Source organism: Streptomyces sp. NPDC093064, assembly GCF_044754605.1.
Lineage (GTDB): Bacteria > Actinomycetota > Actinomycetes > Streptomycetales > Streptomycetaceae > Streptomyces.
The window spans coordinates 1-21,402 of record NZ_JBIVPK010000037.1 but is presented as its reverse complement, the minus strand read 5'-3'; the positions used below and the strand labels follow the sequence as shown (position 1 = coordinate 21,402).

19 protein-coding genes are annotated in these 21,402 nt (G+C 72.0%); 13 read left to right on the top strand and 6 right to left on the bottom strand.

The window, feature by feature from the left end; translation table 11 throughout:
* Positions 1-371: 371 nt before the first annotated feature.
* A complete protein-coding gene (locus tag ACIQFZ_RS31570; protein ID WP_365430898.1) occupies positions 372-1,358 on the bottom strand; it encodes an A/G-specific adenine glycosylase in 987 nt (328 codons plus the stop codon).
* 203 nt (positions 1,359-1,561) lie between these two features.
* Here ACIQFZ_RS31570 and ACIQFZ_RS31565 point away from each other — a divergent pair, with 203 nt between their 5' ends.
* Positions 1,562-2,446, top strand: coding sequence for a hypothetical protein (locus ACIQFZ_RS31565; RefSeq protein WP_383055901.1), 885 nt, complete (start codon positions 1,562-1,564; stop codon positions 2,444-2,446).
* Positions 2,447-2,560: 114 nt separating this feature from the next.
* Here the strand turns inward: ACIQFZ_RS31565 and disA are convergent, their stop codons facing one another.
* The gene (gene disA, locus ACIQFZ_RS31560) at positions 2,561-3,685 is read right to left on the bottom strand and encodes a DNA integrity scanning diadenylate cyclase DisA (RefSeq protein WP_141359566.1); all 1,125 of its coding nucleotides are present in this window, start codon (positions 3,683-3,685) and stop codon (positions 2,561-2,563) included.
* A gap of 82 nt (positions 3,686-3,767) precedes the next feature.
* Entirely contained in the window at positions 3,768-5,177 is a 1,410-nt protein-coding gene (gene radA / locus ACIQFZ_RS31555; protein ID WP_402692813.1) for a DNA repair protein RadA, read from the bottom strand.
* Positions 5,178-5,422: 245 nt separating this feature from the next.
* Between radA and ACIQFZ_RS31550 the strand changes: the two genes are divergently transcribed.
* On the top strand, positions 5,423-7,246 hold the full coding sequence (locus ACIQFZ_RS31550) for a hypothetical protein (RefSeq protein ID WP_402692812.1): 1,824 nt from the start codon (positions 5,423-5,425) through the stop codon (positions 7,244-7,246).
* A gap of 95 nt (positions 7,247-7,341) precedes the next feature.
* Here the strand turns inward: ACIQFZ_RS31550 and ACIQFZ_RS31545 are convergent, their stop codons facing one another.
* Positions 7,342-8,172 carry a hypothetical protein gene (locus ACIQFZ_RS31545; RefSeq protein ID WP_365426071.1) on the bottom strand — a complete coding sequence of 277 codons (831 nt, stop codon included), beginning with the start codon at positions 8,170-8,172 and terminating at the stop codon, positions 7,342-7,344.
* A 107-nt stretch (positions 8,173-8,279) separates the two neighbouring features.
* Here ACIQFZ_RS31545 and ACIQFZ_RS31540 point away from each other — a divergent pair, with 107 nt between their 5' ends.
* The 4 genes from ACIQFZ_RS31540 (at position 8,280) to ilvD (ending at position 12,850) form a co-directional block, all read left to right on the top strand.
* Positions 8,280-9,206, top strand: coding sequence for a Ppx/GppA family phosphatase (locus ACIQFZ_RS31540; RefSeq protein ID WP_402692811.1), 927 nt, complete (start codon positions 8,280-8,282; stop codon positions 9,204-9,206).
* Between the two features lie 63 nt (positions 9,207-9,269).
* Positions 9,270-10,097, top strand: a complete 828-nt coding sequence (locus ACIQFZ_RS31535; protein WP_402692810.1) for a sugar phosphate isomerase/epimerase family protein — start codon at positions 9,270-9,272, stop codon at positions 10,095-10,097.
* Positions 10,094-10,699: a TetR family transcriptional regulator gene (locus tag ACIQFZ_RS31530; RefSeq protein WP_365426080.1), complete on the top strand. Its 606-nt coding sequence runs from the start codon at positions 10,094-10,096 to the stop codon at positions 10,697-10,699. The genes ACIQFZ_RS31535 and ACIQFZ_RS31530 overlap by 4 nt, the downstream gene beginning before the upstream one ends.
* 297 nt (positions 10,700-10,996) lie before the next feature.
* A complete protein-coding gene (gene ilvD / locus ACIQFZ_RS31525; protein ID WP_365426083.1) occupies positions 10,997-12,850 on the top strand; it encodes a dihydroxy-acid dehydratase in 1,854 nt (617 codons plus the stop codon).
* Positions 12,851-12,899: 49 nt separating this feature from the next.
* Here the strand turns inward: ilvD and ACIQFZ_RS31520 are convergent, their stop codons facing one another.
* Positions 12,900-15,002 carry a serine/threonine-protein kinase gene (locus tag ACIQFZ_RS31520; protein ID WP_402692809.1) on the bottom strand — a complete coding sequence of 701 codons (2,103 nt, stop codon included), beginning with the start codon at positions 15,000-15,002 and terminating at the stop codon, positions 12,900-12,902.
* Positions 15,003-15,182: 180 nt separating this feature from the next.
* Between ACIQFZ_RS31520 and ACIQFZ_RS31515 the strand changes: the two genes are divergently transcribed.
* From ACIQFZ_RS31515 to proC, 7 genes are all read left to right on the top strand, one after another.
* The gene (locus ACIQFZ_RS31515; protein WP_365426088.1) at positions 15,183-15,509 is read left to right on the top strand and encodes an SH3 domain-containing protein; all 327 of its coding nucleotides are present in this window, start codon (positions 15,183-15,185) and stop codon (positions 15,507-15,509) included.
* Between the two features lie 80 nt (positions 15,510-15,589).
* Entirely contained in the window at positions 15,590-15,874 is a 285-nt protein-coding gene (locus tag ACIQFZ_RS31510; protein ID WP_365426105.1) for an SH3 domain-containing protein, read from the top strand.
* A 43-nt stretch (positions 15,875-15,917) separates the two neighbouring features.
* The gene (locus ACIQFZ_RS31505) at positions 15,918-16,421 is read left to right on the top strand and encodes an EamA/RhaT family transporter (RefSeq protein WP_402692808.1); all 504 of its coding nucleotides are present in this window, start codon (positions 15,918-15,920) and stop codon (positions 16,419-16,421) included.
* Between the two features lie 85 nt (positions 16,422-16,506).
* Positions 16,507-17,283 carry a class I SAM-dependent methyltransferase gene (locus ACIQFZ_RS31500; protein WP_402692807.1) on the top strand — a complete coding sequence of 259 codons (777 nt, stop codon included), beginning with the start codon at positions 16,507-16,509 and terminating at the stop codon, positions 17,281-17,283.
* Between the two features lie 59 nt (positions 17,284-17,342).
* Positions 17,343-18,140 carry an ABC transporter ATP-binding protein gene (locus tag ACIQFZ_RS31495; protein WP_383055912.1) on the top strand — a complete coding sequence of 266 codons (798 nt, stop codon included), beginning with the start codon at positions 17,343-17,345 and terminating at the stop codon, positions 18,138-18,140.
* Entirely contained in the window at positions 18,137-18,910 is a 774-nt protein-coding gene (locus tag ACIQFZ_RS31490) for an ABC transporter permease (RefSeq protein ID WP_361425211.1), read from the top strand. The genes ACIQFZ_RS31495 and ACIQFZ_RS31490 overlap by 4 nt, the downstream gene beginning before the upstream one ends.
* Before the next feature lie 77 nt (positions 18,911-18,987).
* The gene (proC, locus tag ACIQFZ_RS31485) at positions 18,988-19,797 is read left to right on the top strand and encodes a pyrroline-5-carboxylate reductase (RefSeq protein ID WP_402692806.1); all 810 of its coding nucleotides are present in this window, start codon (positions 18,988-18,990) and stop codon (positions 19,795-19,797) included.
* Between the two features lie 47 nt (positions 19,798-19,844).
* Here the strand turns inward: proC and trpS are convergent, their stop codons facing one another.
* A complete protein-coding gene (trpS, locus tag ACIQFZ_RS31480; RefSeq protein ID WP_365426102.1) occupies positions 19,845-20,846 on the bottom strand; it encodes a tryptophan--tRNA ligase in 1,002 nt (333 codons plus the stop codon).
* Between the last annotated feature and the right edge of the window lie 556 nt (positions 20,847-21,402).

The following is a 21,402-nucleotide window of genomic DNA, read 5'->3' as shown; positions in this document are numbered from 1 at the left end:
ACCCGCCTGCCGCCGGTCTCCAAGCCGTGAGCGGACGGGCTGTGGTCGGCAGCCGTCCGGTGCCTGTCAGGCACTCAATTGAAGGTACGGAGGCGTTGTCACGGCGCTGTCCGAGGCAGCCTGCGGCCAGCCCTCGGCTGTGCGTCGGTTGTGTAACGGAAGTAGGAACGGGGTAAAGCGGTGTCCCGATTCATCCCCTTTGAGGGTGATTTGGGGGGTCGGGTGACGTACGGGTGTGTGACACGAACAGCCGCGACACGGCCTGAAGGTGTGGCGGGCCTGTGAGGTGACTGTGGATCAGGTGCCTGGGATCGGGTGTCGGGTGTCAGGTGCCGGAGCTCAGATGTCGGGTGACGGGAGGTCAGGTCGAGTCAGGTCAGCGGAAGCCGGTACAGCCCGCCCGGCAGCGGCTCCACCAGGCCGTCCGCGACGAGACCGTCCAGGGCTCGGGCCCGCTGGACCGGCTCGTGCCAGACCCGGTCGAGCACCGGCTGCGGGACGGGCGCGTGCGCGTCGCGGAGCACGGCGAGCAGCTTGCCGCGGACCTGCCGGTCCGTGCCGGCGTACGTCTGCCCGCGGCGCGGCGGCCCGTCGTGCGCGGGCTTGCCCGCGAGCCGCCAGGCGCAGTGCGCGGCGATCGGGCAGCGCGGGCACGACTCGTTCTTCGCCGTGCACACCAGCGCGCCGAGCTCCATGGAGGCGGCCGCCCAGCGGGCCGCGGTCCCCTCGTCCTCGGGCAGCAGGGCGCGCGCCAGACGCCGCTCGGCGGCGGTGGTGGCGTTCGGCGGGTACTGCACACCGGTGACCGCGCGGGCCAGCACCCGGCGGACGTTGGTGTCCAGGACGGCGTGCCGCTGCCCGTAGGCGAAGGACGCGACCGCGGCGGCCGTGTACTCGCCGATGCCCGGCAGGGCGAGCAGTTGCGCGTGCTCGGTCGGCACGTCGCCGCCGTGCCGTTCCGTTATGGCGACCGCGGCGCCGTGCAGGCGCAGGGCGCGGCGCGGGTAGCCGAGCCGGCCCCAGGCGCGGACGGCCTCGCCCGGTGCCTCCTTGGCGAGGTCGGCGGGCCGGGGCCAGCGGTCGAGCCACTGCTCGTAGACCGGCAGCACGCGGCTCACCGGCGTCTGCTGGAGCATGAACTCGCTGACCATCACGCCCCAGGCGCCGGCATCGGGGCGTCGCCAGGGCAGGTCGCGGGCGTGGTCGTCGAACCAGGTGATGACCTGGGTGTGCAGAGTCGGGCCGAGGGAGGTGCCGGAGGCCTCGGCGTCGGCGGGCGTGCCGGCGCCCGGACGGGCACCAGCGGCGTTGGCCGGGGTGTCGGGGCTGCTGTGCGGGGGCAGTGTGGGCGCAGTCATGGCCTTCCGATCCTGCCACGTGGGGGTGGACGGCCGTGTGATCCGGCGCGTGGCGGTGTCGTCACGAACGGTGCCCGGGCGATCACGGCGAGGCCAAAGAGGCCTGCGAATATGGGCGTTGCCGTGATGATGATCCGGAAAAGATGTCGTCACCCGGCGGGTGGGGCCCGGGGAAGCCGACGATCTCTCGTACAGTTTGGCCCGTGGGATCTCTGCGCAATCCGGTCGGTCCGCTTCCCGCCTCCATCTACTGGCGACGGCGGCTCGTCATGCTGTCCGCGGTCGCCCTGCTGGCGCTGCTGATCGCCTGGATCGTCCCCCTGGGGGGCGGGGGCCGCAAGACCAACGGCGAGGGGCCGGACGGCAAGCATCCGGCGCCCTCGACCTCGACCTCGACCTCGACCATCGTGCCGGGACCCTCAGACTCCGGTCCCGCGATCAGCCAACACCCCGGCGGCCGGGACGAGTCCGGCGGCGGTGACTCCGGTGGATCGGGGTCCGGGACCGGCGGCACCGGTGACACCGCCGGTTCCGGCAGTGCCGGCTCCGACAGCGCCGGCGGGGGCGGGAGCGGAGACGGCGCCGGTTCCGGCGGGTCGAGCGGTGGCGGGTCCGCCGGCGGCGGGGACGACGGCGCCAAGGGCGGCGGCGGTCCGGGTGCGGTACTGCCGGCCGGCAGCGCGCTGCCCAACTGCACCCCGAACGCGGTCAAGTTGACGCTGCGCAGTGTGCACAACTCCTACGGGCCCGGCCAGACGCCGGTGTTCGAGCTGACCGCCGCGAACTCCTCCGGCAGCGACTGCAAGGTCGACCTCGGTCCGAAGTCCGCGGTGGTGACGATCAGCCAGGCCGAGAGCAGCTCCGGCTACTGGTCCTCGGCCGACTGCCCCACGACGGCCGGGAGCCGGCTGTACCGGGTGCCGGCGGGCAGCGAGATCACCTACACCGTCCGCTGGGACCGCAAGCCGAGCGTCCCGCAGTGCGCGACGCCTCCGGCCGGGTCGGCCGGGGCGGGCACCTACCTGGTCGAGGCGAAGGCGCCGGGGTACGCGAAGCAGCGGACGTCGTTCGTGCTGTCGGAGGACTGAGCGGACCGAGGCCGACCGGGCTGAGCGCGACCGGCCTCGGGGTGACCGAAGAGGGCCAGGAGGGCCAACGGCCGCCGAAGAGGCCTGAGGCGGGTCGGCCGCGGCCGGCGCCGGTCAGACGTAGCGCTCCAGGATCGACGACTCCGCCAGCCGCGACAGGCCCTCGCGGACGCTCCGCGCCCGCGCCTCGCCCACACCGTCCACCGTCTGGAGGTCGTCGACGCTCGCGGCGAGCAGCTTCTGCAGGCCGCCGAAGTGCTCGACCAGGCGGTCGATGATGGCGCCGGGCAGCCGGGGCACCTTGGCCAGCAGGCGGAAACCCCGCGGGGAGACCGCGGAGTCGAGGGTCTCCGGGGAGCCGGTGTAGCCCAGGGCGCGGGCAACGGTGGACAGTTCGAGCAGCTCGGCGTGGGAGAGCTTGTCCAGCTCGGCCAGGGCCTCCTCGACCGTGCGGGAGCGCTTGGCGGTGGGCTCCGGGACGTAGTCCCGCACCACCAGTTCGCGCTCCGGCTCCACGCCCGCGATCAACTCGTCGAGCTGGAGGGCCAGGAGGCGGCCGTCGGTGCCCAGCTCCACCACGTACTCGGCGATCTCGGTGGCGATACGGCGCACCATCTCCAAGCGCTGCGCGACCGCCGAGACGTCCCGGACCGTCACCAGGTCCTCGATCTCCAGCGCCGACAGCGTGCCTGCCACCTCGTCCAGGCGGAGCTTGTAGCGCTCCAGGGTCGCCAGGGCCTGGTTGGCGCGGGAGAGGATCGCCGCGGAGTCCTCCAGGACACGCCGCTGGCCGTCGACGTAGAGGGCGATCAGCCGCATGGACTGCGAGACCGAGACCACGGGGAAGCCGACCTGCTTGCTCACCCGGTCCGCCGTACGGTGCCGGGTGCCGGTCTCCTCGGTCGGGATCGTCGGGTCCGGGACCAGCTGCACGCCCGCGCGCAGGATCTTCGACAGGTCTGACGAGATCACGATGCCGCCGTCCAGCTTGCACAGCTCCCGCAGCCGGGTCGCCGTGAACTCGACGTCCAGGACGAAACCGCCCGTGCACATCGACTCCACGGTCTTGTCGGCGCCGAGCACGATGAGCCCGCCGGTATTGCCGCGAAGCACCCGTTCGAGGCCGTCCCGCAGGGCCGTGCCAGGTGCCACGGCGCTCAGGGAGGCGCGCATCAGGCCATCGGCGCCGGAACTCCCGCCGGACTTTCCGGGAGCTGCTGCCCGGTCGTTGGCTGCCACTGCACTCCTCCGGTCGCAGGTTCTTCAGGCGCTGCCGTTTCGCACACTCGGTTCGTACGGACGGGCGAGACCAGGGCAAAGTCTACCGGCGCTCCTCCTGCTCCCGTGGGGCGTCCCGGCGACGCGAGCGGGGCAGGACCCGCAGCGCGTCGCCTATGTCGGCCACTTCCAGGACCTTCATCCCCGCCGGGACCTTGCCCGGGTCGCCCGGCACGAGGGCGTGCGTGAAGCCCAGGCGGTGGGCTTCGGCGAGCCGGCGCTGCACGCCGGTGACACGTCTGACCTCGCCCGCCAGACCCACCTCGCCGATCGCGACCAGGTTCTTCGGCAGCGGGGTGTCGCTCGCCGCCGAGGCCAGCGCGAGGGCGACCGCGAGGTCGGCGGCCGGCTCGGAGAGCTTCACCCCGCCGACCGTCGCCGAGTAGATGTCCCGCTTGCCCAGCGCGCTGATCCGGCCCCGCTGCTCCAGCACGGCCAGCATCATCGAGACCCGGGAGGTCTCCAGGCCCGACGTCGTACGGCGCGGGGAGGGGATCTGGGAGTCGACGGTGAGCGCCTGCACTTCCGCGACCAGGGGGCGGCGGCCCTCCAGGGTGACGGTCAGGCAGGTGCCGGGGACGGGCTCCGCCCGGTGGGTCAGGAACAGGCCGCTCGGGTCGGCCAGGCCCGTGATGCCCTCGTCGTGCAGTTCGAAGCAGCCGACCTCGTCCGTCGCGCCGTAGCGGTTCTTGACGCCGCGGACCAGGCGCAGGCGCGCGTGCCGGTCGCCCTCGAAGTGCAGCACCACGTCGACCAGGTGCTCCAGCAGGCGCGGGCCCGCGATGGCGCCGTCCTTGGTGACGTGGCCCACCAGGAGCGTGGACATGCCCCGTTCCTTGGAGGCGCGGATCAGCGCGCCCGCGACCTCGCGGACCTGCGCCATGCCGCCGGGCGCGCCGTCGATCTCGGGCGAGGCGACCGTCTGCACCGAGTCCAGGATCAGCAGGGAGGGCTTGACCGCGTCCAAGTGGCCGAGGACGGCGGCCAGATCGGTCTCGGCGGCCAGATACAGGTGGTCGTCGATGGCGCCGATGCGGTCGGCGCGCAGGCGGACCTGGCTCGCGGACTCCTCGCCCGTGACGTAGAGCGTGCGGTGCTCGTCGCTGGCGGACTTGGCCGCCACGTCCAGCAGCAGCGTGGACTTGCCGACGCCGGGCTCGCCCGCGAGGAGGACGACGGCACCGGGGACCAGCCCGCCGCCCAGGACCCGGTCGAGTTCGGGCACGCCGGTGGAGCGGGCGGTGGCCTGGCGGCCGTCGACCTGGCCGATGGGCACGGCGGAGGTGGTGACCCGGCCCGGCGTCGTCGTACGGACCGCGGGCGTGCCGTACTCCTCGACCGTGCCCCAGGCCTGGCACTCGGGGCAGCGGCCGAGCCACTTGGCCGTCTGCCAGCCGCACTCCGTGCAGCGGTAGGACGGGCGGTCCTTGGTGGTCTTGGTACGGGCAGCCATGGAGAAAACCGTAACCGCCGGCACTGACAGCCCGGCCGTCGGTGGCCCGGTGCGGACCCCGCGCCCGACCCTGTGCCGGACCCCGTGCAGGACCCGCGCCCGGCCGTCGCCGGGCGGGCGCACTCGAACGGGTCATGGAATCCGAGGTTCCGTTCCCCTTACGAGGGATCGTTTCACCCGTACGGATTAAAAGTGCTCAAGGTGCACAGAGGGACGAACCCGGGCCGCCTACGGTCGCACAGGTGATGAGCAGCAGTCCGGACACCTCGACCCGCACGACCAGTGCGCACCGGGCGCACCGCGAGGCGCGCGACCGCGCTGCCGCGCACGCCGTGGCGCGCCGCCCGCCCGCGCGCTACGAGCCTTATCTCGACGGCCTGTTCACCTACTGCCTGTCCGTGCTGTGCGACCACGAGGCGGCGACCGCCGCCCTCGGGGACGCGCTGGCCTTCGCCGAGCGGCGCGGGCAGCGCGGACCCGGGACCGCGGGCGAGCGCCGGGCCTGGCTGTACGCGCTGGCCCGCTGGGCGTGCCTGCGCAAGCTGGCCGAGGCCAAGCAGAAACGTCAGGGCACGCACGCCGCGGGCCGCACCGGCGCCGACCGGCACGCCGCCGCACGGGCCGTGCCGCCGCCCGTCCCCGACGAGGTCCAGCGGGAGCGGCGCCGCGAACTCGCCCAGCTCGCCTGGCCGGAGGCCGCCGGCACCACCCCGGAGCAGCGCGAGGCGCTCGAACTCGCCGTACGTCACCACCTCGCCGCACACGAGGTCGCCGCCGTCCTCGGCATGGACCTCGCCGCCACGCGGGAACTGCTCGCCTCGGCCGCCTGCGAGGTGGAGCGCACCCGAGCGGCGCTCGCCGTGGTGGAGACCGGCACCTGCCCGAGCGTGTCCCGCCTCACCGGGGACAGTCGGCTCGTACTCGGCACGGCACTGCGGCGCGAACTCGTCCGGCACGTCGACGACTGCCCGCGCTGCCGCCGCACCGCCGAGCGCGCCCTGCCCGGTCAGTGGCCCGGCGCCACCGTCACCCCCGCCGAACTGCCCGTGCTGTCCGTGCCCCGCGCGGCCCTGCACAAGGCCATGGCCCACCACCCGCGCGCGCGGAGCACCGCTCCCCGCTTCGACCGGCGCGGCTTCCCGATGGACCCCAAGGACCGCGCCGCCCGCAGGGACCGGCTCCGCGCGCGTGCCGTCACGACCACGGTGGTGGCCACGGTGGTGGCCGCGCCGGTGCTGGCCCTGTGGGCCGCCTACCGCGGCGGTCCGGCCGGCGAGCGCCCCGACGGTTCCGCCGCCAGCGCGCACGAGGGGCGCGGCCCCGGCGCCCTGGGCGGCGAGGGGGCCGGCAGGGGCTACGAGAACACCGGCAACGCGGGGCCCGGACCCGACACCCGCTTCGGCACGAGCGGCCGGCCGGACGTCTCCGTGGAGGTCATCAGCGTCACGGGCACCGGCCACAGGGACGGCCGCCTGACGGTGAGCGCCGACAACACCGGTGACACCACCCTGATCACGCTCACCGCCGCCGGACCCGGCCCGGTCCACTGGTCCGCGTCCACGTCAGCGGCCTGGCTCTACCCGAGCCGCTCGTCGGGAACCCTCCAGCCCGGCGCGTCATTGACGATCAAGGTGTACGTCGACCACCTGCGCGAACCCTCCGGCCGCTGGAGCGCACGCGTGGCGATCGCGCCCGCCGGTGCCGTCGTCTCCATCGACGGCTACGGCACCGCACCCAGCCCCTCCGGAGCCGGGCCCAAGCATCCGGCCGACCCTCCCGCGACATCCGGTCCGCGCCCCACGCCGACCACTCCGGCGCCCTCCGAGCCCACACCCACCCCGACCGACCCGCCGCCGACGACCGACCCCACGCCCACGCCCACTCCCACCGAGCCGTCACCGACCGACCCGGAGAGCCCGCCCCCGCCGTCCGCGGGCGGTGACACACCCAGTGTGTCCGAGGGCCGGCCGGGAGGACGGCGTGAGGGCAGGGCGTGCGACGGCTCGGGCCGGCACGCCAAGCGCGACCGCGGATGTCCGGCTCCGGCCTCCGCGGGCGGCCGCCGGTAGCGGGCCGCGACCGCCGGCGCGTTTGCCGCCGGCGATCGGGCCCGGACACCTGCGGAGCCTTCCGGCGAGCCACCGATGCGGCGGCCGACAGCCCGTCAGACGGCCGGGTCCGCCGGATGCGGCGCCACCAGCGGCAGCCCGGAGGCCAGACGCTCCTCGCACAGCTCGACCAGGCGGTCGTAGCCGGCCTTGCCCATCAGCTCGGTCAGCTCGGCCCGATAGGAGACGTACACCGGATCGCCCGCGCCGTGCGCCGACGTCGCCGAGGTGCACCACCAGTGCAGGTCGTGGCCGCCCGGACCCCAGCCCCTGCGGTCGTACTCCCCGATCGACACCTGCAACACGCGTGTGTCGTCGGGCCGGTCGATCCACTCGAAGGTCCGCCGGATCGGCAGCTGCCAGCACACGTCCGGCTTCGTCTCCAGCGGCTCGCGGCCCTCTCTCAGGGCCAGGATGTGCAGCGAGCAGCCCATGCCGCCGGCAAAGCCGGGCCGGTTCTGGAAGATGCACGAGCCCTGGAAGGGGCGCGTCTGCCGGGAGCCCTCTTCGTCCTCGGACACCCAGCCGTTCTCCACGCCCTCGGCGTGGTTCTGCCAGATGTCCGGTGTGAGCCTCGCCACGTGCTCGGCGACCCGCTTCTCGTCGTCCTCGTCGGAGAAGTGGGCGCCCAGGGTGCAGCACCCGTCGTCCGCGCGGCCCGCCTGGATGCCCTGGCAACCGCTTCCGAAGATGCAGGTCCAACGAGAGGTCAGCCATGTCAGATCACAGCGGAAGACCTGCTCGTCGTCCGCCGGATCCGGGAACTCCACCCACGCGCGCGCGAAGTCGAGCCCCTTCTCGTCGGATTCCGCGCCCCGCTTCTTCGGCCTCACTGCTTTCGCCGGGTTCGCCGATTTATCGGTCTTCGCCTTTTTCGTCTTTGGCACCCGTCCAGGGTAAGTCTCCGGGCAGCCGTGCCGGGACCCTCCCGAGCAGTGCCTCGCACAGGGCGCCGTGGACGGATGACGTGCCAGGTGGCAGTAGCGTTCCGTACATGAGACTCGGTGTCCTCGACGTGGGCTCGAACACGGTGCATCTGCTGGTGGTCGACGCGCACCCCGGCGCGCGCCCGCTGCCCGCGCACTCGCACAAGGCCGAACTGCGGCTCGCACAGCTCCTCGACGCGAGCGGCGCGATCGGCTCCGACGGCGTCGACAGACTCGTCGCCGTGGTCCGCGAAGCACTCCAGGCCGCCGAGGACAAGGGCGTCGAGGACCTGCTGCCGTTCGCCACCTCCGCCGTGCGCGAGGCGGACAACGCCGACGACGTCCTCGCGCGCGTGCAGGAGGAGACCGGAGTCAGGCTCCAGGTGCTCAGCGGTGCGGAGGAGGCCCGTCTCACCTTTCTCGCCGCTCGCCGCTGGTTCGGCTGGTCGGCCGGGAAACTGCTGGTCCTGGACATCGGCGGCGGCTCCCTGGAGATCGGCTACGGCATCGACGAGGAGCCCGACGCGGCCGTGTCGCTGCCGCTCGGTGCGGGCCGGCTCACCGCCGGCTGGCTGCCCGGCGACCCGCCCACCACGGACGACGTCAGGGCGCTGCGCCGCCATGTGCGCACCGAGATCGCGCGGACGGTCGGCGAGTTCAGCCGCTTCGGAGCCCCCGACCACGTCGTCGCCACCTCGAAGACCTTCAAGCAGCTCGCACGGCTGGCCGGCACCCCCCGCTCCACCGAGGGGCTCTACGTCCAGCGCGAGCTGAAGCGGGAGTCCCTGGAGTCGTGGGTGCCGCGACTGTCCGGCATGACGGCCGGCGAGCGCTCCGAACTCCCCGGTGTCTCCGACGGCCGGGCCGGACAGCTCCTGGCGGGCGCCCTGGTCGCCGAGGGCGCCATGGACCTCTTCGGCGTGGAACGCCTGGAGATATGCCCCTGGGCCCTCAGGGAGGGCGTGATCCTGCGGCGTCTCGACCACATGGGATGACGAAGGCCACAACGGCGGCCGCAGGCCCCGCCCCCACCCACCGCACCCCGTAACCTGTCCCTCGTGGTGGAACCCGAACCCGTACGCATTCCGGATGCGAAGGTCGCGCTTTCGACGGCCTCCGTCTACCCGGAGTCGACGGCGACGGCCTTCGAGATCGCCGCACGCCTCGGATACGACGGCGTCGAGGTCATGGTGTGGACCGACCCGGTCAGCCAGGACATCGAGGCGCTGCGCAGACTCAGCGACTACCACCGGATACCGATCCTCGCAGTGCACGCCCCCTGTCTGCTGATCACGCAGCGGGTGTGGTCCACCGACCCCTGGACCAAGCTCCAGCGCGCCCGAGCGGCCGCGGAGAAGCTCGGCGCGAGCACGGTCGTGGTCCACCCGCCCTTCCGCTGGCAGCGCCAGTACGCCCGTGACTTCGTCGCCGGTGTCTGGCGGATGGCGAACGAGACGGATGTGCGCTTCGCAGTGGAGAACATGTACCCCTGGCGCTACCGCGACCGCGAGATGCTCGCCTACGCCCCCGGCTGGGACGTCACGAAGGACGACTACCGCCACTTCACGATCGATCTCAGCCATGCCGCGACGGCCCGCACCGACGCGCTCCAGATGGTCGACCGCATGGGCGGCCGGCTCGGCCATGTGCACCTCGCCGACGGCAGGGGCTCGGCGAAGGACGAGCACCTGGTGCCCGGCCGTGGCTCCCAGCCCTGCGCCGAACTGCTGGAACGACTCGCCACCAGCGATTTCGACGGCCATGTCGTCATCGAGGTCAACACCCGCCGGGCCATGTCCAGCGCCGAGCGCGAGGCCGACCTCGCCGAGGCCCTGGCCTTCACCCGGCTGCACCTGGCCTCCGAGGTGAAGGTGTCCGGGCGATGACCGGCGCCACCGCCCGCCGCCGCGGCCGCCCCCGCCGCGAGGAGGCCGCCGACACCCGCGACCGCATCCTGACCGTGGCCCGCGAGGAGTTCTCCGAGCGCGGCTACGAGAAGACCTCGGTACGCGGCATCGCCAAGGCCGCCGGAGTCGACTCGGCCCTGGTCCACCACTACTTCGGCACCAAGGAGCAGGTGTTCGAGGCGGCGATCGAGGTCGTCCTCGCGCCCGCGCTGAACGCGCCGGAGGCGCTCGTCGACGGCCCGCTCGACGGCGTCGGGGAGCGGTTCGCGCGGTTCTTCTTCGGGATCTGGGAGAGACCGGCCACCCGTACGCCCCTGCTGGCGATCGTCCGCTCCGCGCTGAGCAACGACACCGCAGCGGCCGTCTTCCGCCGGCTGATCGTCTCGCAGCTGCTGCGCCGCATCGCCGGCCGGTTCGACCTGCCCGACGCGGAACTGCGCGCCGAGCTGGCGGCCGCGCAGCTGGTGGGGTGCGCGATCCTCCGGTACGTGATCAAGGTGGAGCCGCTGGCGACGGCGGACGTGGAGCAGATCATCGCGCGGGTGGCACCCGTGGTGCAGCGGCACCTCACGGGGACGTGACGCAGGGACGGCCTCCGCGCGTCCCGCAGCGCAGAGACACGTAGCCCCGCGGGCCCGACGCACGCGCCCGGATACACGTGGTCGCGCCGCCCGATGTGCGCGCCCCCGCTGTCCCGGGACACGTAGTCCCGCCGCCCGATCCGCGCATCCCGCGCAGCCCCGCCGCCCCGAGACACGCGTCCCGTATTCCGGACAGCGCGTCCCGACCCCTGGATGACCGGCGTAGGCTCGACTGAGCCAGAACTCTGCCGGCGACTCCCTGGTGCCCGGCAGAACTTTCCGAAGGAGCGAGCGACGATGCCCGAGCTGAGGTCCCGCACAGTCACCCACGGCCGCAACATGGCGGGCGCCCGCGCCCTTATGCGCGCCTCCGGTGTACCCGGTGCGGACATCGGCCGGAAGCCGATCATCGCGGTCGCCAACAGCTTCACGGAGTTCGTGCCCGGTCACACCCACCTCCAGCCGGTCGGCCGGATCGTCAGCGACGCGGTCCGGGAGGCGGGCGGCATCCCGCGCGAGTTCAACACCATCGCGGTCGACGACGGCATCGCGATGGGCCACGGCGGCATGCTGTACTCGCTGCCCTCGCGCGACCTGATCGCGGACAGCGTCGAGTACATGGTCGAGGCGCACTGCGCCGACGCCCTGATCTGCATCTCCAACTGCGACAAGATCACCCCGGGCATGCTGATGGCGGCCCTGCGCCTGAACATCCCCACGGTCTTCGTCTCCGGGGGCCCGATGGAGTCCGGACGGGCCACCCTGGTCGACGGCACCGTCCGCACCCTCGACCTGGTCGACGCCATCTCCGACGCCGTCAACGACAAGGTCTCCGACGAGGACATTCTCCGCATCGAGGAGAACGCCTGTCCGACCTGCGGCTCCTGTTCCGGCATGTTCACCGCCAACTCGATGAACTGCCTGACCGAGGCGATCGGCCTGTCCCTGCCCGGCAACGGTTCGGTCCTCGCCACCCACACGGCCCGCAAGGCGCTGTACGAGGACGCGGCCCGCACGGTGATGGACATCACCCGCCGTTACTACGAGCAGAACGACGACACGGTCCTGCCCCGCAACATCGCCACCTTCGCGGCCTTCGAGAACGCCATGGCCCTGGACATCGCGATGGGCGGCTCGACCAACACGATCCTGCACCTGCTGGCCGCCGCCCAGGAGGCCGGCGTCCCCTTCGGCCTGGAGGAGATCGACCAGGTCTCCCGCCGGGTGCCGTGCCTGGCGAAGGTCGCCCCGAACGTCGCCAAGAACCGCACGTACTACATGGAGGACGTGCACCGCGCCGGCGGCATCCCCGCCCTGCTCGGCGAACTGCACCGCGCGGGCCTGCTGAACGAGGACGTGCACGCGGTGCACAGCCCCTCCCTCGCGGACTGGCTCAAGACCTGGGACGTGCGCGGCGGCTCCCCGTCCCCGGAGGCGGTCGAGCTGTGGCACGCGGCCCCGGGCTGTGTGCGCTCGGCGGAGGCCTTCTCCCAGTCCGAGCGCTGGGAGGCCCTGGACACCGACGCCGCCGACGGCTGCATCCGCTCCGCCGAGCACGCCTACTCCAAGGACGGCGGCCTGGCGGTGCTGAAGGGCAACCTGGCCGTGGACGGCTGCGTGGTGAAGACCGCGGGCGTCGACGAGTCGATCTGGACCTTCGAGGGCCCGGCGGTCGTCTGCGAGTCGCAGGAGGAGGCCGTCCAGAAGATCCTCACCCAGCAGGTCAAGGAGGGCGACGTCGTCGTCATCCGCTACGAGGGTCCCAAGGGCGGCCCCGGCATGCAGGAGATGCTCTACCCGACCTCGTACCTGAAGGGCCGCGGCCTGGGCAAGAGCTGCGCGCTGATCACGGACGGCCGCTTCTCCGGCGGCACCTCGGGCCTGTCCATCGGCCACGCCTCGCCCGAGGCGGCCTCCGGCGGCACGATCGCGCTCGTCGAGGACGGCGACCGCATCCGTATCGACATCCCGAACCGCTCCATCGACCTGTTCGTCGACGACGCGGAGCTGTCCCGCCGTGAGCAGGCCCTGAACGGCGCGTACGTCCCCAAGGACCGCGACCGGAAGGTGTCGGCGGCGCTGCGGGCGTACGCCGCGATGGCCACCAGCGCCGACAAGGGCGCCGTGCGGGACGTGTCGAAGCTGGGCTGAACCTTCGACCTCTGCGGGGCCGCTCCTTCGGGGGCGGCCCCGCCCCGTGTCACCAGGCCGCGGGGTCGCCTCCGTCGGCGGCAAAGACGGTGCCGTCCGGGGCGCCGGCGTAGATGATGCCGTCGGTGAGCACAGGCGCGGCCAGATTGTCCGCGACCCTGTCCGAACCGGCGCCGAGTCGTGGCCGCGTCTGCCCGACGAGCCGGCCCGTACGGGCGTCCACAGCGAGCAGCCGTCCGTCCGCGGCGAGGACGTACACATGGCGACCGTCGGAGACCGGCACCGAACCGCGGGCCACGGCCGTTTCCAGAAGCCACAGACGCTTGCCCGCCTTCATGTCGACGGCTTCCAGCGCACCCCCGGCCGCCAGCAGATGGACGACGCCTCCCCGCACCTCGGCCTGCGGGGCCAGGCGCGGGACGGGCAGCGCCACCCGACGCACCGCCCCGGACCCGGGTGAGTACCGGACGACTGCCTTCGCATCCCCGTTGGTCCTGTCGAGGTCGAGCAAGAAGACAAACCCGTCCTGGGCGCCTACGAGACTCAGCATGCCCTTCAACTCTGCTTCCCAGCGGACGGCGCCGGTACCGGGATCCACAGTGTTGATCCGCGTGCTCGCCCCGTCGTCGGACGTGCTCGTCGCGTAGGCCAGCGGGTCCCCGGTGAACGTGCCGACGGACGGCAGAGAATAGCCCGGAATCCGCTTGCTCCACCGCGTGTCGCCGGAAGCGCTGTCCACGCCGGTGACCGTCCCGTCGGCACGGGTGAGCAGGAGCGTGTCGCCCACGAACGCCCACCCGCCCTGCGCAGGAACTTCGCGCCGTGCATGCGTCCGGCCCGAGGCGGGTGAGAGCGCCTCCAGGTGCCGCCCGTCCGCCGCAGCCACATGCACCAGACCGCCCGAGAGGGCTGGCACAAGCCTGCCTGCTCCGGTGATGGACCGCCGCCAGAGCACAGCGCCGCCGGAAGGGTCGAGGGCGAAGACCACGCCGGACTGCGCGCAGTACAACGCGCCTCTTCCGTAGGTGCACTGGGGTGCGGACGGCGCCGCGGGCACCGGCTTCGTCTCCCACGCGTCGAATTGGGCAGGACGGGTTTGCGAACTGGTGCTCACAGGCGCGGAGCTGTCGTCCTCCGCGGGCAGCACGATCGAGGCGAAGGCACCGGCCATGAGCAGACCGAATGCCCCGGCCACCAGGGCCGTCCGCTTACGGGGTGGCGTTCCGGGCGCGTCCTTCTCCTGCCTGGCACCTGGCCTGGGCGGCGGCGCGTCCGGCGTATCACTGGTTCGCTGCTCCGGTATGAACGTCTGCGTGTCGTACGAGGCCGCGACCGAGCGCAGTTCCCGCATCAGCTCGTCGGGCGTGGGCCGGTCCTCGGGCTCCTTGGCCAGACAGCGCAGCACGAGCGGTGCCAGGTTCTCGGGTACGCCGGTCAGGTCGGGCTCATCGTGCACCACCTGGTAGGCCACGATGTACGGGCTGTCGGAATCGAACGGCCCGCGTCCGGTGGCCGCGTGCACCAGCACGGACCCGAGAGCGAAGATGTCGGCCGCCGGCCCGACCTCCCGCGGTCGGCGGAACTGCTCGGGCGCCATGAAGGGCGGCGTACCGATCAACTTCCCCGTCTCGGTGCGCAGTTCGCTGTCCTTCGGGCGGGAGATGCCGAAGTCGATGACCTTCGGCCCGTCCTCGGCGAGCAGGACGTTGCTGGGCTTGAGATCCCGGTGGACGACCCCCACCCGGTGGATGTCGCGCAGAGCCTCGGCGAGCCCGGCCATCAGACGGCGCAACTTGGCGGGGGGCATGGGCCCGCTCTGCTTCACATGCTCGGACAGCGTGGGCCCTGGAATGAACAGCGTGGCCATCCAGGGCCGTTCGGCCTCCGGATCGGCGTCGACGACGGGCGCGGTGAAGGCGCCGCTGACTCTTCGGGCCGCCGCCACCTCCTGCCGGAACCGGCCTCTGAACTCGGGGTCCCAGGCGTACTGCGCGTGGACGACCTTCACCGCGAGCCGCAGCCCCGAAGTGCTGCGGGCCAGATGCACGACGCCCATGCCGCCGGAGCCCAGGCACGACTCGAGGCGGTACTGCCCGGCGTACTCCGGAAGTTCCGCTTCCGCGCCCGCTCCGGTATTGCGCTGTGGCGTCATGGACCACCCCCGTGCTGTTCGTTTGCGCGCGCGACGCTCGGAGCCTAGTCGATGACTCGAACGGGATCGGTGGAGCTTGCCAGCATTCGCGTGCGAGTCGCGCACAGATGTTTCGTTGCTTGATTCCAGGGAATCAACGGGACTCCATGGCAGTCATGGGGTTCAGCGGGGGGAGTTTTCATGTCTGTTGACCGCGTCGAAGAAGCAAGGGGCGGAGACGAGGAACAGGCAGTCGGGACCCAGGCAACGGCAGCGGCGGCGCGGTACTACTCGGTGGCGCCTGGCGTCCGCCTCAATGTCCGCAGCGGTCCCGGCACTGGATACAGCATCGTCCGTGCCCTGACCGAGGGTGCCCAGGTTCCGATCTTCTGCCAGACGCCGGGTACGACGGTGTCGGGCTACTACGGCACCTCGAGCATCTGGGACAACATCGGCAACGGCCAGTACGTCTCCGACGCGTACGTGTACACCGGCAGCGACGGCTACGTCGCCTCTCGCTGCGGCTGATCATTACTGGAGTGGCGCACATGAGTTTTCTGAGACGTAGATCCGCCCTTGTCGCGGGCGTCGCCGCCGGAGCCTGCCTCATGGTCCTGGGCGCATCCACGACCGCTACCGCGGCCGTGGAGTACTACCCGGTCGCGCCGGGTGTCCAGCTCAACGTCCGCAGCGGCCCCGGTACCGGCTACAGCGTCGTCCGGACCCTGAGCATGGGCGCCCAGGTTCCGATCTTCTGCCAGACGCCGGGTACGACGGTGTCGGGCTACTACGGCACATCGAACATCTGGAACAACATCGGAAGCGGCCAGTACGTCTCGGACACCTATGTGAAGACGGGCAGCGACGGCTACGTGGCCGGCCGCTGCGGCTGATCCCCGACGGAGCCCGCGGCCATCCCGGAGCCATAATCGACCCGTGAGCGACGACAACGGCACCCCGGGCACCCCCGCGGGCTCCGCAGGGCCCCGCCCCGAGCCCCTGCGCTTCTTCGGCACCACGTGGGTGAACCACGACAACGGCTACACGACCCGCCGTATCGGCGTCGCCGCCGGCTCACTCGCCGCGGCCGCCGTCTCCTGCTTCGTGCTCCGCTTCGCCTACCAGGGACTCCAGATCGCCGGCTCGGGCGCCTTCGTGGAACTCCTCGTCGTGGTGATGTTCGCGGTGTGCAGCGCGCTCGCCTTCCGCCACGCCTGGGACGGCTTCGGCAAGCGCCCCGACCCCGACCGCCAGGCCTCCCTGCGCGGCCTGCTCGCCGTCGGATTCATCGGCTCCCTCCTCGCCTACTTCTTCCGCTCGCTCGTCGAGGCCCCCGGCGAGAAGCTGCACCGCCAGGAGTACGAACAGGCCCGCGAACAGTACGAACGCCGGACCACCCGACGCTCGGGCAACCCCTCCAGGAAGCGCCGCCGCTCCTGATCGCAGAGGGTGCGCGGTCCGCGAGCTGGTCCGCGCCGCCCGAACCCCCTGCCACGAGGTGGTCATGCGGTCGCACGATGGCCGTATGACCTCATCTCCGCCGCCCGCTCACACGGACCGAGCCCACTCCTTCAACGCCGCCGCGGCCCAGTACGCGGCGAACCGCCCCTCCTATCCGCCCGCCCTCTTCGACGCGCTGGAGGAACTCGCCGGCCGGCCCCTCGCCGGCGCCCGCGTCGCGGACATCGGCGCCGGGACCGGCATCTCGACCGCCCTGCTGCACGAGCGCGGCGCCGACGTGCTGGCCGTCGAGCCCGGCGACGGCATGGCGGCCCACTTCTGCCTCACCCGCCCCGGCATCCCGATCGTGCGGGGCGACGGCAACGCCCTCCCGCTCGCCGACTCCTGCGCCGACCTCCTCACCTACGCCCAGTCCTGGCACTGGACGGACCCGGACCGGGCCGTCCCGGAGGCCCTGCGGGTACTGCGGCCGGGCGGTGCCCTGGCGCTGTGGTGGAACAGGGACGCCGCCGGCATCGAGTGGATCGCGCGGCAGACCGACCGCGTCCGCCGCCTCTTCGGCATCGACCGCTACGCCGAGCGGGAGGCGGCCGCCGTCCGCGCGAGCCGGACCCACCGGGAACGACTCCGCTTCACCCGTCGCGAGGTCCGCTGGAGCCGCCGGGTCCCGCTCGACACCCACCTCGCCAACCTCGGCAGCCACTCACGCCTCCTGGTCTGCCCCGGGGAACTCAAGGACGCCTTCCTCGCCGAGGAGCGCGACCACCTGCTGGAAGTCTTTCCGGACGGCTTCGTGGAGGAGACCTACGACGTCCTTCTCCTCGTCGCCACCACACCCTGACGCGGCTCATCCCCTCACCCCACTTGACGCAGCCCTCTTCCGCGCGCATTAATCATCGCATGATGAATATTTCTTCGGGGCCACCCCGCCCCGAAACGGATGCCGTCCGCGCCGAAGCACTGACCGTGGTCCGAGGCCCCCGCACCGTCCTGCGAGGCCTCGGCTTCACCGTTCCGCGCGGCCGCATCACCGGCCTCCTCGGCCCTTCCGGCTGCGGCAAGTCCACGCTCATGCGCGCCATCGCCGGCACCCAGGCCAAGGTCGACGGCACCCTGGAGATCCTCGGCCTGCCCGCCGGCCACGCCACCCTCCGCAACCGCATCGGCTACGTCACCCAGGCCCCCTCCGTCTACGACGACCTGACCGTCCGCCAGAACCTCGAGTACTTCGCCGCGATCCTCGACCCCGGCCGCGCGGCGGCCGAACGCCGCCGGGACAACGTCAGCCGCGCCATCGCCGACGTCGACCTCACCGGCCACGCCGACGCCCTCGCCGGCAACCTCTCCGGCGGCCAGCGCAGCCGCGTCTCCCTCGCGGTCGCCCTCCTCGGCACCCCCGAACTGCTGGTCCTCGACGAACCGACCGTCGGCCTCGACCCCGTGCTGCGCCGAGACCTGTGGAACCTCTTCCACGACATCGCCGCCACCCGAGGCGCCACCCTCCTCGTCTCCTCCCACGTCATGGACGAGGCCGAGCGCTGCCACCACCTCCTCCTCATGCGCGAGGGCCGGATCCTCGCCGACGACACCCCCGAAGCACTCCGGGCCCGAACCGGCACCGAGACCGTCGAGGCGGCCTTCCTGCACCTGGTCGACGAGGCGGTCGCAGCAGGCCGCGCCAAGGAGACAGCACGATGAGCACGACCACCGCACCCCGCGCGCCCCGCGCCCTGAGCGTCGCTCGCACCACCGCCACCGCGGCCCGGGTACTGCGCCAGCTCCGCCACGACCCGCGGACCATCGCGCTGATGCTGCTGGTCCCCTGCCTGATGCTGCTCCTGCTGCGCTACGTCTTCGACGGCAGCCCGCGCACCTTCGACAACATCGGCGCCTCGTTGCTCGGCATCTTCCCGCTGATCACCATGTTCCTGGTGACCTCGATCGCCACCCTGCGCGAACGCACCTCCGGCACCCTCGAACGCCTCCTCGCCATGCCGCTCGGCAAGGGCGACCTCATTGCCGGCTACGCGCTCGCCTTCGGCGCCCTCGCGATCATCCAGTCCGCGCTGGCCACGGGACTGGCCGTCTGGTTCCTCGGCCTGGACGTCACCGGCTCGCCCTGGCTGCTCCTGCTGGTCGCCCTGCTCGACGCCCTGCTCGGCACCGCCCTCGGCCTCTTCGTCTCCGCCTTCGCCGCCTCCGAGTTCCAGGCGGTCCAGTTCATGCCGGCGGTGATCTTCCCCCAGCTCCTCCTCTGCGGCCTGTTCACCCCGCGGTCCGACATGCACCCCGCCCTGGAGGCCGTCTCCGACGTCCTCCCGATGTCCTACGCGGTCGACGCCATGAACGAGGTCCTGCGCCACACCGACGTGACGACGACGTTCGTACGCGACGCGCTGATCGTGGCGGGCTGCGCCCTGCTCGTCCTCGGTCTGGGAGCGGCCACCCTCAGGCGGCGAACCGCATAGCCCCACGGCACCGGAGGGTGTCCCGCCAGCCGGACAGTCCACCCGCGCCCCGGACCACCGGTGCGAGGATGAGCACCATGAGCCAGAAAGTCGCAGTTCTCGGCACCGGAAAGATCGGCGAAGCCCTGCTCAGCGGAATGATCCGAGCCGGCTGGACCCCCGCCGACCTGCTGGTCACCGCCCGCCGCCCGGAACGGGCCGAAGAACTCCGCGCCCGCCACGGAGTCACCCCGGTCACCAACGCGGAAGCGGCGAAGACCGCCGACACCCTGATCCTCACCGTCAAGCCCCAGGACATGGGCACCCTCCTCGACGAACTCGCCCCGCACGTCCCCGCCGACCGCCTGGTCATCAGTGGCGCCGCGGGCATCCCCACCGCCTTCTTCGAGGAGCGCCTGGCCTCCGGCACCCCGGTCGTCCGCGTCATGACGAACACACCCGCCCTCGTCGACGAGGCCATGTCCGTCATCTCCGCCGGCACCCACGCCTCCGCCGAACACCTCGCCCACGCCGAGGAGATCTTCGGCGCCGTGGGCAAGACGCTCCGCGTCCCCGAGTCCCAGCAGGACGCCTGCACCGCCCTCTCCGGCTCGGGCCCGGCCTACTTCTTCTACCTGGTCGAGGCCATGACCGACGCCGGCATCCTCCTCGGCCTGCCCCGGGACAAGGCCCACGACCTGATCGTCCAGTCCGCGATCGGCGCCGCGGTGATGCTCCGCGACAGCGGGGAGCCCCCCGTGAAACTCCGCGAGAACGTCACCTCGCCGGCCGGCACGACGATCAACGCCATCCGCGAACTGGAGAACCACGGTGTGCGCGCCGCGCTCATCGCCGCGCTGGAAGCCGCCCGCGACCGCAGCCGCGAGCTGGCCTCCGGCAACAACTGACCGGCACCGGGCGGCCCACGCAGGCCGCCCGCCCCGCCGCCCTTCCCTCAGGCGGGCAGCAACCCGATCGCCCGGTACGCCGCGTCCACTCTCGGCCGCGCCATCTCCCTGGCCTTCTCCGCGCCCCTGCGCAACACCCCTTCCACATACGCGGGATCCCCGCACAGCTCCCTGTGCCTTGCCTGTACCGGCCTGAGGAGCTCGACCACGGCCTCCGCGGTGTCCTTCTTCAAAGCGCCGTACGACTCATATACACCGCCCAGGGCTTCCGGGTTCCCGCCCTGACAAGCGGCCAGGATCTCCAGCAGGTTCGCCAGGCCGGGCCGCTCCTGCGGGTCGTAGACGACGTCCCGCCCGCTGTCGGTCACCGCCCGCATGACCTTCTTCTCCACGACCTCCGGCTCGTCGAGCAGATAGACGATGCCCGGCCCGGAGTCGTCCGACTTCCCCATCTTCGACACCGGGTCCTGGAGGTTCATCACCCGCGCCGCCACCTTCGGAGGCGTCGCCTTCGGCACCACGAACGTGTGCCCGTACCGCTGGTTGAACCGCACCGCCAGATCACGGGTCAGCTCCACGTGCTGCGTCTGGTCGTCACCGACCGGCACCTCGTCCGTTCCGTACGCCAGGATGTCCGCCGCCATCAGCACCGGATACGTCAGCAGCGACAGCCGTACGCTCCCGCCCCGCCGCTGCTCGCGCGCGGCCTTCTCCTTGTACTGGATCATCCGCCGCATCTCGCCGTCCGTGGCCACGCACTCCAGCAGATACGACAGCCGGGCGTGTTCGTCCACATGGCTCTGTACGAACAGGGTGCACAGCTCCGGATCGAGCCCCGCCGCCAGCAGCAGCGTCGCCGCCTGCCGGCTGAGTCTGCGCACCCGCGCCGGGTCGTGGTCCACGGTCAGCGCATGCAGGTCGACGACGCAGAACAGCGCCTCCGACCGGTGCTGGTCCACCTCGGCCCACCGCCGCATGGCGCCCAGGTAGTTCCCCAGCGTCAGGTGTCCGGTCGGCTTGACCCCGCTGAAGACCCGAGTCCTCTCCACACTCCACCTCCTGGTCGAGGCCGCCGTCCCCGGTCGGCCGGCCCCCGGAGTCCTGGAGGGAGATACGAGAACGGCCGCCGAGGCGGCGGCCGTTGGATGCATACGTGAGTACGGCCGCCGTCAGGCGGCCCACCACAGATGGGTGCACGTACGCGTAGTCATGGCCCCAGGATAGGACTCCGGGGCGCTGCCCGCCCGTGAGTTGACACACCTCGTAGGGATACGTAGTGTTCTCCGAGTTGCCCGACGTGAGAGCCGACTCCGGTCGGTCCCCGGACAACCTTTCCTGAGTACCACCCTTTACTCGACGGCAGTCGTGCAGTCTGTCTGTTGTCGTGTCATGGGCGTGCGTATTCATGGAATGAGGAATCCGCGCCCGAAAGGACGCAGCCCCCGATTCGCACGGGAGCAGGGAATCCGCTAAAGTCTCACTCGTCGGAACGGCCCAACAGCCGGGAAGGCAAACCCCGCTGACTGGGGGTCAGGTCGAGAAAAGGATCTGATAGAGTCGGAACCGCCGGAAAGGGAAACGCGAGAGCGGAAACCTGGAAAGCAC

Coding starts and splice junctions, on each gene's coding strand:
- ACIQFZ_RS31570 (WP_365430898.1), bottom strand. CDS start 1,358: ATGACTGCGCCCACACTGCCCCCGCACAGCAGCCCCGACACCCCGGCC.
- radA (WP_402692813.1), bottom strand. CDS start 5,177: ATGGCTGCCCGTACCAAGACCACCAAGGACCGCCCGTCCTACCGCTGC.
- ACIQFZ_RS31550 (WP_402692812.1), top strand. CDS start 5,423: ATGAGCAGCAGTCCGGACACCTCGACCCGCACGACCAGTGCGCACCGG.
- ACIQFZ_RS31540 (WP_402692811.1), top strand. CDS start 8,280: ATGAGACTCGGTGTCCTCGACGTGGGCTCGAACACGGTGCATCTGCTG.
- ACIQFZ_RS31530 (WP_365426080.1), top strand. CDS start 10,094: ATGACCGGCGCCACCGCCCGCCGCCGCGGCCGCCCCCGCCGCGAGGAG.
- ilvD (WP_365426083.1), top strand. CDS start 10,997: ATGCCCGAGCTGAGGTCCCGCACAGTCACCCACGGCCGCAACATGGCG.
- ACIQFZ_RS31520 (WP_402692809.1), bottom strand. CDS start 15,002: ATGACGCCACAGCGCAATACCGGAGCGGGCGCGGAAGCGGAACTTCCG.
- ACIQFZ_RS31515 (WP_365426088.1), top strand. CDS start 15,183: ATGTCTGTTGACCGCGTCGAAGAAGCAAGGGGCGGAGACGAGGAACAG.
- ACIQFZ_RS31510 (WP_365426105.1), top strand. CDS start 15,590: ATGGTCCTGGGCGCATCCACGACCGCTACCGCGGCCGTGGAGTACTAC.
- ACIQFZ_RS31500 (WP_402692807.1), top strand. CDS start 16,507: ATGACCTCATCTCCGCCGCCCGCTCACACGGACCGAGCCCACTCCTTC.
- ACIQFZ_RS31495 (WP_383055912.1), top strand. CDS start 17,343: ATGATGAATATTTCTTCGGGGCCACCCCGCCCCGAAACGGATGCCGTC.
- ACIQFZ_RS31490 (WP_361425211.1), top strand. CDS start 18,137: ATGAGCACGACCACCGCACCCCGCGCGCCCCGCGCCCTGAGCGTCGCT.
- proC (WP_402692806.1), top strand. CDS start 18,988: ATGAGCCAGAAAGTCGCAGTTCTCGGCACCGGAAAGATCGGCGAAGCC.